The following is a 13,159-nucleotide window of genomic DNA, read 5'->3' on the forward strand; positions in this document are numbered from 1 at the left end:
TTGCTAAGAGAGATTGATAATCAAGCGCCTATTTTACAGCAATATATATTATCAAAATCGTTTGTTTGCATAATTAATCATATTTTTATAAAACTAATTTGCCTCAAATTTATATAATAATCTATCAATATAGAATTACAAATTAAGCATAGAACAATAAAGCAAGTTGATAGTATTGATATACATTATAGATTAGTACAATGGAAGGTCTCTAATATAATTTTTGATTATGACTATTAGCATATTACCAATATGTTTGGCCATGAATAAATTATAGCTAATATATCAATGATTATCATAATTTTAATATTATATGAAATTATTAGCATATATTCACAAGTATATAACAGATTTATACAAATACGATATTAAATTATTACTTAACTGTACATGAAAATATTACTATAAAAAGCATTGCTTCAATCAAATAGAAAGTGCAGCTTTAATTAGATTATCAAATAATGGATGTGCTCCATCTATATGAGTTTGGAATTCTGGATGAAATTGAACTCCAACATAAAATGGATGATCAGTAATTTCAAACCCTTCAAGTAATGTATAATCTGGAGACCAAGCTGATAAATTGAAAAATTTCTCCAAATGCACTTTATAGTGCAAATGATTCACTTCATATCTGTGTCTATGCCTCTCAGATGCTAAACCATTGATTAATCTGCCAGAGCTTTCATACATATCATGAATTCTACCAGAAAGCTTACATGGGTATGCCCCCAATCTCATGGTTCCACCTTTCACGTTTTCCATACATTCATCAATTAATCCGATTGCTGGATTAACAATATTTTTCTTGAACTCAGAAGAATAAGTATCAATCTTAGCTATATTACGCAACCCTTCTATAACCATCAGCTGCATTCCTAAGCAAATCCCCAAACATGGAATCTTATTTTCTCTAGCAAATTGTAAAGCAGCAATTTTCCCTTCCACTCCACGCTCACCAAATCCACCAGGAACGATAATGCAATTATATTTTGTCAAATCTTGCACATCTAGTTCATCTGAACTAATTGCAGTAATTTCAACATCAGATTTATACTGAACACCAGCATGTTTTATTGCCTCAATTACTGAACAATAAGAATCATTTATTTTATCGTACTTTGTAATCAAAGCTAATTTTACCTTATTATCGTATTGGAAATATGGCATGCTAAGCTGCTTGTACTCACATTTTACTCCAAAAAATTCACAAATTCTTTGATCTAATTTATCATCATAATACTGTTCTAATACATCGTACAAAGAATCTTGATCCCAAGCTGGAAATACCATATTCTCATCTAAATTAGCAAATAATGCTATTTTCTTTTTCCATGATTGATCATCATATTTTTGAGATCTACATAAAATTATGTCTGGCTTAATACCAAATCTTTGTAACTCACTCACTGAATGTTGAATAGGCTTTGTTTTGAATTCTTTTGATTTGCTTAAAAATGGCATCAATCCAATATGCAAATAAAGCACATCATAATTTCTTGATTTCTGCCTAATACTCTCTAAAAATGGCAATCCTTCCATATCACCTATAGTCCCACCAATCTCACAAATCAAGAAATCAGTATCTTCATCTATGTTAGCTGTAATCTTCTCTGAAATCATGGATGTAATATGTGGGATAATCTGTACTGTTTCCCCTAAATAGTCACCTTTTCTTTCAGCATTAATAACTTCTAGAAAAATCTGACCAGACGTAATGTAGTCGTCTTTTGTACACTTAATCCCTACGAAACGCTCGTAATTTCCTATATCCATATCAGTTTCTGTACCATCTTCTGTGACAAAAACTTCCCCATGTTGATCAGGGCTTAGAGTTCCAGCATCAACATTTAGGTATGGCTCTAATTTCCTCATTCGAACTTTGAATCCACGTTTTCTAAGCAATAAAGCAACCATAGAAGCAGTCACACCTTTTCCAAGTGATGACATAACTCCCCCGGTTACAAATATAATTTTCAATTTCGACTTCATAATACAATCCTATTTTTCTTTATTAATACTTTCAGAATTATTTTTACTTGATTCACTATATTGCTTCTGTTCTGATTTGTTTTCTTTTGTATTTTCTATAATATCACTATTTTTTCCTATAGTATTACTATTGCTTTTTATTTCACTAATAGAAGCTTTATCAATGTCTCCAGAAGAAGTATTATCTATATGCTCAATATTACTATCAGCAATATCATTAGTATTATTAGCACTATTTTCAGAAATACTTTCAGAACTAAATTCTTTATTTAATGCAATTTTCTCTTTTTTGATCATAATTCCAATTATTAAACATAAAGATATAAATATAACATATAAAGTATATGTTGATTTTGTCAAAAATGTAGACATTGCCCTAGGAGTCATAAATTGAGACTGGCTCATACTTACAGAATCTTCACCTTTTTGCAAAAATATTAAAATGGATAGGCTCAATACTACTACCAAGTAAATGGACCAAATAAAACTTAACATTCCTACATTTTACAGAAAATTCAAAACCTTAGCAATTGAATAATATGAATTCATAATCATTATTACAAACTGAGGTAACCATCATTATTTATTGAGATTTCCTGAATATTTCTAATTGTTTTATAAGATCAGAATATGGTGCTGGAGCATCTTGCTCTACGAACCACTCTTTAAGTTTGTCTAAGTATTTCTTCACACCAGGACCAGAAGGCAAATGCATGATATTCATTACATCATTTCCAGAAAAATGAAATAAATTCTTCTTCCATGGCTCCAAGAATTGTAAGTCATCTAATGCGCCTTTTAAAATAAATCCATCATTCCATAAATCACTTGGAACTTCATTAATCCACTTAATGTAATCAGATTTCTCTTTCATTACATTTACATTTCTAAGTAATTTGATATTTTTTTTCTGCAAATTTGACAGCTTTACATTCTCAATACTACCATCAAAAGAAGCAAATTTCGCTAGAGCTGAAGACTTTAAATTCATTGCTTTTTCTTTTACAATAATATTTTCTAACACATCAAAATTTGGTTTTGGGAAATCACAATGTTCCCAAATATTAATATCATCCATTAATCTAAGAGTAGAAATAAAATTACACGCATCTAATAACTTCATCATTTCATTAATACATCTTTCTCGTGCAATCTTTTGCAAATTCTGCACATATTTCTTACATGCATGCAATGATTCAAAGTCATAATTCTTACCATAATGAGCCAGAAAACGGAAAAATCTAAGAATACGCAAATAATCTTCTTGGATTCTTAAATCTGGATCTCCAATAAATCTAATCATCCCTTTTTTTATATCATCCAGACCACCAACGAAATCATAAATTTTGCCATTGATATCTGCATATAGCGCATTGATTGTTAGATCACGCCTTTTAGCATCTTCTTCCCATGATTTGGAAAATTCTACTTGAGCATGGCGTCCATCTGTATCAATGTCTACACGTAAAGTTGTGACTTCAAAAACATCACCATCCATCACACATGTAACAGTCCCATGCTGTAATCCTGTTGGAATGACTTTAAATCCTGCTTTTTTTGCTAATCTCATTACTTCTTCAGGCAATAACGGGGTTGCTAAATCTACTTCATCATTTAAACCTTTGCCAATCATTGAATTACGAACACAACCTCCAACAGCCATACACGGATCCAATACTTTCATCAGTTTCTGTAAATTACTATTTTGGAGCCAATCCATCAAATTACCTTTTCTCCCATTGCCTTTGCTATCATCATTTTTGCTATTACTGCTTCTCCTATCATTACTTTTTCCATTAAATTCATATTTTTCTATCCAATGCATTAATTCGCATGAAATTGTAAAAGTTAGTAGTGGTAATATTTGCGAATTCATTTTCATCAATACCTTTAAGCTCGGCAATATATTTACCAACATGTGAAACGTATGCTGGTTCGTTTGATTTACCTCTATATGGAGCAGGGGCTAGGTATGGAGAATCAGTTTCAATAAGGATTCGATCTAATGGTACAAATCTTGCTACTTCTCTAACATGCTCTGCATTTTTAAATGTAATAATGCCTGAAAAAGAAATCATCCAACCTAAATCTAAAATATTCTTCGCAAATTCCAATGTTCCTGTATAACAGTGTCCAATTCCCCTTACATTATATTTTCTTAGCAAATCTAATGTTAAATCTTCTGCCTCTCTCATATGTAAAACCAAAGGTAAATCATGTTTTTCTGCATGAACAAGTTGCACTTCAAAGCCTGGAATCTGCTTATTAATATCACTACCTTTAAAGCTATCCAATCCAGCTTCACCAATTGCAATAATATTTTTCTTACCAATCCATTTAGTTAAATAATTATCAATTTCATTAACCTGGCCAATTTTATCATCTAATGGATGCACGCCAACAGAAAACCATATATTATCTCGTAAATATGCATATGATTTATCTAATGTATTCGTTGTAGTGCTAATGCTCATTGCTCCAATAACATCATGATTTTTCATGTTTGACATTACTTTCTCTATATCTTTACTCATAGGCTCGTAATCTAAATGGCAATGGCTATCTATCCAGTTCATTGATCAAATTGTAACGTTACCATACAATTCCATCAATAGAATACAGAGATTTACATTTTCTTTTGCATTTATTTTTATATTGCTTAAAATTGTAAACTATACTTCTTTTCACCTTAGCAACCTTGTGTTTATTTATAATACAAGTGTAAAATTAGTTATGGCCGAGTGGCAGAATGGTTTATGCAGAGGATTGCAAATCCTTTTATGTCGGTTCGATTCCGGTCTCGGCCTTACCTAATCTTATAGCAAACGCTATAGTTAGCTTCACCTTATAGCGGATACTGTGGTTATATATTAGAATATAGTAGATGAAAAAGGTTTATGTATATTCTTTAATATTAAATATAGCATTGCTAATCATAATGTTAAATGAATGTATAAAATGCTCTAATGCTAGTTTTAATGTAGAAAAACAGCATGCATTATTGAAAAAGAATAAACAAGACCAAACATATATACTACAAACCCAACCACAATGGCAAAAGCATGCCGCAATAGACCCAAAATTAATTTATGCGTGGTTCTTCGAAAGAAATATTAATCTCTCAGTATTAAGTGAAAATACAAATAGTGAATATAAAACATATAATATTAAGTTAGAATGCTATGCACAAAACCAAAACACAACAATAGAAATTCTGAAAAACCTACCATTTGGTAATTTTTTATTTTATGAGATTAATGCAAAAGGTAAGAAAATCACAATCACAGGGTCTATCACTTTTAGCAATATGCTTCCTCCACAAAAATTGCAACTAAATAATAATATTGATGATATTGTATTAAAGTTACAAGGAATTATCAAAACGCAAAATAATTGGCAAATTTGTCTAAATGGCATTTGGATAAGCAAGCATGACAAAATTCCATGGAGTATTAAGATAATAGATGTTCAATACAATCAAATCAAAATAATATGGAATTCATTTGGAAAAGAAAAAATGAATATAGTCCAATTAGGGCATGAAATTAAATTAGAGCATGATTGTAAATTCTAGTTTGGTACATTCTCATAATATGATTGATTTTCTAATGCTGCAGATGTGCACGCTACTTAATCAATTATTTTACCAACTTATCAATCAGTTGATCAGTACATTATTTGAGCTAACCACTAAAACTGCACTAACCATAACCTGCATCAACGTGGAAATATAAATATATGCCAAATGTGTCACTTAAATTTGATGTGCTACTTCCATATTCATGGACAAATGATGAACTATATACTTACAAATCAAATAAGCAAATAGAACCAGGAACACTTGTAAGCATTCCTATACAAAACAGAGAAATAATTGGATTGGTAATACGAAGATCAAGTGACAATAATTGTGTGAAAAATCTTAAAGAAGTAAAAGAAGTTCTAAATTATCACTTAAATGCAAAAACTATAAAATGGATGAATATTGCAAGTAAGTACACATTAATACCTATGCACCAAATATTAAAAATGATTCTTGTTTCATATAAAAATAATAAGCCTGGGTATTTTGAAACAAACATAATTATAAATAATTTAGAGCCTGGCAAATATCCTTTAGAAATGCTTAAAACTAATTGGATAAAACTAAAAAAAATGATTAAGGAAGGAGAAATATCTGAAACTAAATTTCCAACTTCTTCAATCCCAATAGATGCAGATTTCTTTTCAGATGATCAAATATATGCAATTAATCAAATTAATCATATGGCAAATCAACATCATATTATCACATTACAAGGATCAACAGGGTCTGGAAAAACAAATGTATATTTTGAAGCAATTGCCAAAGCTTTAGAGCAAAAAAAGCAAGTTCTTGTTCTTGTTCCTGAAATTTCATTAACATCTCAATTAATTGAGCGATTTCATGATCGTTTCAAAGTATACCCATATAGGTGGTATAATTCATGCAAACAACCAATATGGGATTGGGCATCAAAAGAAGAGTCAGGTGTTTTAATTGGAGTACGTTCAGCATTATGGGCTCCATTTAATAATCTAGGATTAATTATTGTAGATGAGGAGCATTCTACAACCTACAAACAAGAAAATGGACCACGGTACAATGCGAAAGATATAGCAATACTAAAAGCAAAGTCTGAAAATATTCCAATCATTCTTGTATCTGCCACTCCTTCATTAGAAACACTACATAATATACAAACAAGCAATTATAAACATATTCAATTAACTAGAACTATTCCACATAAGCTCAATATCCAACTAGTCAAAACAAAAACATGGATGTCTACAGAATTACAAAAGCATATCCAAATTACTTTAAATAAAAAAGAGCAAGTGATGTTATTCTTGAACCGTAAAGGCTTTTCAACGCATATATATTGCAGTACTTGCTCAAACAGACTGCTATGCAAAGCATGTACTGCTGGATTAATTTTCCATAAAAGCAACCATACACATTGTAGCTATTGCGCACAGAAAAGTGATTTACCTAGCGCTTGCCCTGAATGTAAAGCAGAAGATTCATGGAAATTTTATGGGCTTGGGATTGAAAAAATACATGAAAATATACAAAAGCTATTTCCAAATAATATTGTATCTATTCTGAGTAGTGATACAACCGAAGTAATAGATGAAACAATGCACAAAATGGAAAATAGTGAGATTGATATTTTAATCGGAACGCAAATATTAGCTCAAGGATGCCATTTCCCAAATCTAACATTGGTTGGGATAGTGCAGGGAGATATTGGAATTCATTCGGGGGACATTAGAAATACAGAGAGAATGTACCAATTAATTTCACAGGTAAAAGGGAGATGTGGGCGAGCGGATAAACCTGGCACTGTAATAATTCAAACTAGTGATGATTCTCACCCGCTTTTACATGCAATAGCCCATGAGAATGTAGATCATTGGCTTGAGCAAGAATTACAAATTAGAAAACAGCATAATCTCCCTCCATTTAGCAGAATTATTCGTATCATTATAAGTTCAAAATCTGCTGCATTAACTGAAAAAATTGCTCTCAGTATTCACAAACCTAAAATTCCAGGAATTGAAATAATGGGACCTGCACCTGCACAGTTATACAAGTATAATAATGATTATCGATGGTCATTTTTAATACAATATAATAAAAAGTCATTCCCACAGCTACAAATAAGCAAGTGGATTCAATCTATGAAATTACCAAAAAATATTAAGCTTACTATTGATGTAGATCCTCAAAGTTTCTTTTAAATTACTTAAGGTTTCTTTTAAGTTATTTAGAACCTAGTGTTGTTAACGTTCTATATATACACTATAATGTGTATATGAATAGGATAGTAATTATATCTACATTAATAGCAGTGATGCAAATTTCTTCCATGAATCAAAGTATGATAGAAGAATATACAGTGTTTCACAATGCTATGCAAGCTGTATGTGAATCTGCTACAAGATTAAAGGTACAAGAAAAAGAATTACATGCAAAGTTAGATACATCACAAAGCAAAGAAGAGGAAATGCAGTTATTGCGCGATGAAAATGAGCAGTTGAAAGCAACAATCAATCAATTACAGCAGAGTGATACTGATAGCAAATCTAAAGAAAATGTAAAAGAAGCAAAAGAACTACGCGCCGCATTATCTCAATGGAAAACAAAAACAAAAGCAGCAAATAAGAATCTAAATGAAGAGCAAATAACATCTAAAACCTTAAGGGATCATTTATCAAAAATAAACAAAGACTTGCTTGGTTCACAAACTGCATTTAAAGATCTACAAATCAAATTTAATAGTAATGATGTTGATTTACGTAACAAAAATAAAGAATTAGCAAATGAAAATAATAAATTAAAAGAACACGTTGCACAACTTCAATCATCTTTCAATGAGAACCATGAACTCATAGATACATTAGAAAGGCAAACACAAATGCAACACGATGCATTTAATAGTTTAAAAAAACAAGAGGAAGAATTAAGAGACAGATTTAGAAAGTTATACCATGATAACAAAATAGCACAATCAGAAAAAGCAGAATTACAAAGCATAATTGAGAAATTGCAGGACACAAATAAAGAAGAGACTGATAAGTAATTAATGCATATGTAATATATATAAGATCATATGAAAAACGAATCTAAAATCACATGAAGCATAACTTAAATTAGTTCTACTTAATTAAGAGACCTAACTATTGATTATAAAATCACACAACTTATTAACTGAATTATATTTACTTAATATGTTAAAACCATTACTACTCAGAACACAAACACTACATCGCTATATATTATATATACTTATAACATATCGTCTTATATAGCATTTATTATATTATGAATTCACTAAATATAAACTTTATTAATTATAAATTATAACTTGCTTGATTTTTTATTTTTCTTCTTAGTGCTTACTGTAATATCCAATAGCATTTTATCTTTAACATATGTATAAAGCTCTTCATAAAGCTCTTCAGAATGATCAGAAAAATAATGATCAGACCCATTAATGCATTTGTAGTCAATAAATGCATTTTTCTGACATGATAATAGATCAGGCAATGATGAAACAAACTCTGCATCTACTGTATGGTCATGCTCTCCAACTATGAACATTCCATTAGGGCAAGGAGTTAACATGTTCAAGTTTTCACTTTCTTTAGGAGGACTGATTGCAATAAAACCATTAATGTTAGGTCTCCTCATTACAGTTTTCATGCAAACCAATCCACCAAAACCAAAACCTGCCACCCATACATTTGCTAAATTATCATGTTTATCTAATAGCCAATCTATTGCATCAAGGGCATCATCAACTTCTCCTACTCCTTTATCATATTCTCCTTGAGATCTACCAACACCTCTAAAGTTAATTCTTAACACATCAAAATCTAATTCTATAAATGCATTACCTATAACTTTTACAATTTTATTATTCATTGATCCGCCATGTATTGGATCTGGATGCAGTATAAGAACAACAGATTTATTATGGAAACTACTTACATCATGTTGATAATATTTCGCATCAATAGCTCCATGCTTTCTTTGGATCATAATATCAGAATATTTTTTAACAGACTTCGAATCCTTATTAACAACCATAAACACCTTTAACAATTAGCATAACAAAATACACTCCCACATTTTAACAATTAATTCATACTCAATCAAGCTTTTGATTGACATTTAAATAATAATTAAATATTCAAACTGTGCAGCCAATATATTTTTATATTGTGTAATATATTTTCTAAATGCACATGTGTACGCTTGCTGATTGAATAAAGTATATAATTTATGTAAAATTCTTATAGGAGAAATAGTGAAAGAAATTAAAAATAGTGAAAAAACTTCTACAAATAATATTAATGACATTGGGGCAAAATCCGATATGTGCTGTGATCATAACTCAGTAGAAAAATGTTGTGATAGCAGTTCAATCGAACAATGTTGTGATATTGATTCAATAAATAATGAAAATAAAGCATGCTGCTCAAGTGAAGCTACATGTAAACCTTCATACTTATCTACAAATCAATCAAATTCAAGCAATGCCGTATATTTGGATTACAGCGCTACAACACCATGTGACCCTAAGGTAGTGGATGCGATATGTGAAAGTTATCAATGCTTTGGTAATCCTCATTCAATAACCCATCAATATGGATGGGATGCTACGGATCTTGTTGAAACTAGCCGTAAGAAAATTGCAAGCATTATCAAATCTGATTCGAAAGAGCTAATATTTACTTCTGGAGCAACAGAATCTAATAATATATCTATTCAAGGCGTTGTGAAAAGCAGGCAAGAGAATGGGGTAAGTGATATGCATATCATAACCACAAATATAGAGCACAAAGCCACTTTAGAAACATGCCATGAACTGGAACAAAATGGGATCAAAGTAACATATCTATCAGTTGAAGCAAATGGATTGCTAGATTTACAAAAATTCCATGATGCTATCCAAAAAAACACAGTATTAGCATCTATAGGATGGGTAAACTCAGAGCTTGGAACAATTCAACCGATTAAGGCCATTGGTGAAATATGCAAAGAAAAAGGCATATTACTACATGTTGATGCTGCACAAGCATTAGGTAGAATCAAAATTGACTTAAGTGATATACATGTAAATTTAATGAGCTTTTCTGCCCATAAATTCTATGGACCAAAAGGAATAGGCGCACTATATATCAAAAGGAAAACTAAAGTTTCTCCTATTGTGTTTGGTGGAAGACAAGAAAAAGGAATTAGATCTGGGACAGTTCCTGTACAACTATGTGTTGGAATGGCAAAAGCAGCAGAAATTGTAGAAGAATCACGCGAAGATGAATATGTAAGGATGCAAAGATTACAAAAGAAAACCTTAGATCGCATCACATCATCCTTGGAAGATATATATGTCAATGGAGATTTGGATCAAAGAGTTCCACATAATATGAATATTAGCTTTGCATATATCGAAGGGGAAGCATTGATGATGAAATTGAAAAATTATGCTATGTCATCTGCTTCTGCATGCTCATCAACTACATTACAACCATCTTATGTGTTAGATGCGATTGGAATAGATGAAAATCTAATTCATACATCACTAAGGATTGTAATGGGAAGGTATACAACTGAAGAAGATATGGATAATTTTACAAATGATATTATAAAAGCTGTGAATGACTTAAGAGATATGAGCCCACTTTGGGATATGAAGAAATCAGGCGTTGACCTAAAGAAGGTTAAATGGCATACACACCACTAAAAGGGCAATTAGCATATACATCGCTAATTTGCACACCATTCCAATTTGTATGCACACTAGATTTACTATGTAAAATTTGTAATAAAATACATAAGAATTTAGAAATTACAAAAACAATCAATATGATAAGTTATATGAAAAACGCATATAATACAGTAAATAATATAAATAGAGCAAGCATAGCAAATATGAATATAAAGCATGATGAATATAGGAGGGAATCATGAATAGATACAACGAAAAAATAAATGAAACATTTAAGAATCCAAAAAATGTTGGATCAATGGATGAAACAGATCCAACAGTTGGGGTTGGATTTGTTGGATCACCAGGATGTGGAGATGTATTAAAAATTTACATCAAAGTTGATGATGAAGATAGAATTACTGACGTCAAATTCAAAACATTCGGATGTGGATCTGCAATTGCATCTAGCTCTGTTTTGACTGAAAAAGTAATAGGGCTTAAATTAGAAGAAGCAAAAAAAATCACAAATAAAGATATAGCAGATGAGTTGTCATTACCACCCATCAAAACACATTGTTCAGTTCTTGCTGAAGAAGCAATTACAGAAGCAATCGCAGACCTGATTTCTAAAAGATCTCAGCAAGCTGTATAATAGAGCTTCATAAAGATGTACAATGAAGTGATGGGTGTTGTTAATTCACTTACCAACACCATAAATATAAATCAATACAAAGGAGAAAATCATGAGCTGTTCTAGCAACACTACAAATATTAATAATGTAAAGATAAAACCAGAAGATATCACTCCTCCAATAATCTCAGAGAAAGCTGCTAGCAAAATCAATGAGAAATTCGAACAATATGCTGAGAAAAAAGGCCAAAAACCAGTTGGCATAAAAATCAATGTTGTACGAGATGGTTGTGCTGGATTAGCATATGGAATGGAATATGTATTCGATATAAATGATAATGCATATATTACAACGAATGGTATAAAAGCTTTCATGGATGATCATGCATTAGAAATGCTATCAGATGCTACAATTGATTACCATGAAACAGAAAGTGCATCAGGATTTGTATTCAACAATCCAAATGAACAGTGTAAATGCGCATGTGGGAAATCATTTAGTGCTTAATCCAAGAATAATCAAAGGAATATACAGAATGAAACAGATTCCTGTGATTCAACCTTCCAGACCACCATTAGCAAGAATCAGAAGAATCATATTTGATACTCTCGAACATCGACATAAAATGGTTAAGGTCCTAGATTTATGCTGTGGCAGTGGTTCTCTTGGGTTAGAAGCATTATCAAGAGGAGCTTCTGAAGTTGTTTTTATAGATAAAGATGCAAGCGTGATACAAAACCTAAACCAAACAATTAAGCGCTGGCATATCCCTACTGACATAGTAAACCCTAAAGCAAGAACTTATGTTTGTGATGCTACAAGGGTTAAAATCACTGAATGTTTCGATACCATATTTGTAGATCTACCATTTCTACACAAAAAAGAGAATATTATCCTATCGAATATTTTAAGTAATAATTTGGCAAATACAGATTCTATCATTGTTGTAAAATCTATAAAAAATCACCACTATAACCATGATGGATTTGAAGTGATTAAGCAAAAAGATGAAGGCCGATCAAGTGTTATATTTTTTAAACGTAAAATTGAGCTAGATATTGAAAACAAGCAATTTGAAAAGCAATCTATTTAACCATAAGAATAGCCTTAATCCTTAATATATACTTAAATAATTTCTATGGCGTCATAGCTTTTTATTAACATGGCCTTATATAGCTTGATTTGTTTTCAGTAACAAATATTATGATCATATAGACTGATATAATCTTGTTGATTACACTTTAGATTAATGTATGCATTCCTTCTTTCATATTTATTGCATATGAAAAATTATTT

13 protein-coding genes and 1 tRNA gene are annotated in these 13,159 nt (G+C 30.9%); 9 read left to right on the plus strand and 5 right to left on the minus strand.

The features are described from left to right. Positions 1-423: 423 nt before the first annotated feature. From FZC34_RS02650 to FZC34_RS02665, 4 genes are all read right to left on the minus strand, one after another. A complete protein-coding gene (locus FZC34_RS02650; protein WP_148971910.1) occupies positions 424-1,992 on the minus strand; it encodes a CTP synthase in 1,569 nt (522 codons plus the stop codon). 9 nt (positions 1,993-2,001) lie between these two features. Next, a complete protein-coding gene (locus FZC34_RS02655; RefSeq protein WP_148971911.1) occupies positions 2,002-2,487 on the minus strand; it encodes a preprotein translocase subunit SecG in 486 nt (161 codons plus the stop codon). A gap of 88 nt (positions 2,488-2,575) precedes the next feature. Then, complete coding sequence (locus tag FZC34_RS02660) at positions 2,576-3,817, minus strand: CCA tRNA nucleotidyltransferase (protein WP_187440032.1); 1,242 nt, start codon at positions 3,815-3,817, stop codon at positions 2,576-2,578. Beyond that, positions 3,795-4,568 (minus strand): TatD family hydrolase, encoded by a 774-nt coding sequence (locus FZC34_RS02665; RefSeq protein WP_148971913.1) that lies wholly within the window; start codon positions 4,566-4,568, stop codon positions 3,795-3,797. Before FZC34_RS02665 ends, FZC34_RS02660 begins: the two co-directional genes overlap by 23 nt. Before the next feature lie 159 nt (positions 4,569-4,727). On the opposite strand from FZC34_RS02665, the gene FZC34_RS02670 reads away from it, so the two are divergent. From FZC34_RS02670 to FZC34_RS02685, 4 genes are all read left to right on the plus strand, one after another. Then, positions 4,728-4,799, plus strand: a tRNA-Cys gene (locus FZC34_RS02670). Between the two features lie 77 nt (positions 4,800-4,876). Further along, on the plus strand, positions 4,877-5,566 hold the full coding sequence (locus FZC34_RS02675; protein ID WP_148971914.1) for a hypothetical protein: 690 nt from the start codon (positions 4,877-4,879) through the stop codon (positions 5,564-5,566). A gap of 173 nt (positions 5,567-5,739) precedes the next feature. Continuing rightward, complete coding sequence (gene priA, locus FZC34_RS02680) at positions 5,740-7,755, plus strand: replication restart helicase PriA (RefSeq protein ID WP_187440033.1); 2,016 nt, start codon at positions 5,740-5,742, stop codon at positions 7,753-7,755. A 74-nt stretch (positions 7,756-7,829) separates the two neighbouring features. Beyond that, positions 7,830-8,597, plus strand: coding sequence for a coiled-coil domain-containing protein (locus tag FZC34_RS02685; protein ID WP_148971916.1), 768 nt, complete (start codon positions 7,830-7,832; stop codon positions 8,595-8,597). A 278-nt stretch (positions 8,598-8,875) separates the two neighbouring features. Here the strand turns inward: FZC34_RS02685 and FZC34_RS02690 are convergent, their stop codons facing one another. Continuing rightward, complete coding sequence (locus FZC34_RS02690; protein WP_148971917.1) at positions 8,876-9,607, minus strand: alpha/beta hydrolase; 732 nt, start codon at positions 9,605-9,607, stop codon at positions 8,876-8,878. Between the two features lie 220 nt (positions 9,608-9,827). On the opposite strand from FZC34_RS02690, the gene FZC34_RS02695 reads away from it, so the two are divergent. From FZC34_RS02695 to FZC34_RS02715, 5 genes are all read left to right on the plus strand, one after another. Further along, positions 9,828-11,264, plus strand: a complete 1,437-nt coding sequence (locus FZC34_RS02695; RefSeq protein ID WP_246119068.1) for an aminotransferase class V-fold PLP-dependent enzyme — start codon at positions 9,828-9,830, stop codon at positions 11,262-11,264. Beyond that, positions 11,246-11,491, plus strand: coding sequence for a hypothetical protein (locus tag FZC34_RS02700; protein ID WP_148971918.1), 246 nt, complete (start codon positions 11,246-11,248; stop codon positions 11,489-11,491). Before FZC34_RS02695 ends, FZC34_RS02700 begins: the two co-directional genes overlap by 19 nt. Beyond that, positions 11,488-11,883: an iron-sulfur cluster assembly scaffold protein gene (locus FZC34_RS02705; protein WP_148971919.1), complete on the plus strand. Its 396-nt coding sequence runs from the start codon at positions 11,488-11,490 to the stop codon at positions 11,881-11,883. Before FZC34_RS02700 ends, FZC34_RS02705 begins: the two co-directional genes overlap by 4 nt. A 91-nt stretch (positions 11,884-11,974) precedes the next feature. Continuing rightward, positions 11,975-12,370 (plus strand): HesB/IscA family protein, encoded by a 396-nt coding sequence (locus FZC34_RS02710; protein WP_148971920.1) that lies wholly within the window; start codon positions 11,975-11,977, stop codon positions 12,368-12,370. Continuing rightward, on the plus strand, positions 12,327-12,956 hold the full coding sequence (locus tag FZC34_RS02715) for an RsmD family RNA methyltransferase (RefSeq protein WP_187440035.1): 630 nt from the start codon (positions 12,327-12,329) through the stop codon (positions 12,954-12,956). Before FZC34_RS02710 ends, FZC34_RS02715 begins: the two co-directional genes overlap by 44 nt. Positions 12,957-13,159: the final 203 nt, after the last annotated feature.

The organism is Candidatus Cytomitobacter primus (genome assembly GCF_008189405.1).
In the GTDB taxonomy this organism is placed as follows: domain Bacteria; phylum Pseudomonadota; class Alphaproteobacteria; order CAJXXZ01; family 1604HC; genus Cytomitobacter; species Cytomitobacter primus.